Source organism: Alkanindiges hydrocarboniclasticus (assembly GCF_001982605.1).
Lineage (GTDB): Bacteria > Pseudomonadota > Gammaproteobacteria > Pseudomonadales > Moraxellaceae > Alkanindiges > Alkanindiges hydrocarboniclasticus.
Genome location: NZ_MLCN01000089.1, coordinates 1 through 799 on the forward strand (window position 1 = coordinate 1; position 799 = coordinate 799).

Below are 799 nucleotides of genomic sequence, written 5' to 3' on the forward strand. Positions count from 1 at the left end.
TAATAAAAAATACAGTATGGAGTAACTTTACATTTAAAGATATTGTAGATAGTTACATAGAGAAAGGAGTTGTTAAGTTTGGGGCTGAGAATGTCATTAGAAAATCTACTAAAGAGGATTGGCGAAAATATATTTTTGAAGATACAAAAGAAGAAAGATTTGCAGTTATTAGAGAATTGTGGAATCAAAGTATTTTACCTAGTAAAAATGTAGAACTGCAACAATGGATAATTGAGTTATTACGTGAAAATGGAAAAAAATCTATAGGTAATGATGTGGCAGCGGATCATGTGATTAAATTACTAACAGATAATGGTGACTAACGAAGTTTTGGAACCACACGCATTTAGCATCCTTTCAGTAAGTGATAATAACCCTGTGCTTAAGCTCAGGGTTTTTTATGACCAACAAAACAATAGCGCTGGCCACCCCGGCCAATGCGCCAAAGCCCCGATTACCCAGTAACGATACTGATCCGTTTTATGGTGTGATCTCCAAGCACAAGTTTGCCGTATTTTCGGAATGTGACAAGGATGGTAACTGGCTTGCAGATTTGCCTATTGTGGCGGCCATGATTACCGATGGTGAAAAAACCATTGAAAGTAATTACCAGACCCCATTTGAAAATAGCAATCCGGAACACAAGATGCCTACTTTAATGGCTGCCCTGCAAACGGGGGAGTTGGTTGAAGCGATTGGCAATATTGTGGGCAGTAATGGTCTGCTACAGGCAGCAACCGATGTTCTGGATCCAGTGACAGGAATGCTTAAAAACTTCGCTAAGTCTGCCGAAGGTAAA

The 799-nt window shown here is 39.2% G+C and carries 2 pseudogenes; both read left to right on the forward strand.

The features are described 5' to 3' along the window. Positions 1-323 (forward strand): annotated as a pseudogene (locus BKE30_RS16145) (hypothetical protein); the annotation flags it as partial. Between the two features lie 77 nt (positions 324-400). Then, a pseudogene (locus BKE30_RS15675) lies at positions 401-799 on the forward strand (hypothetical protein); the annotation flags it as partial.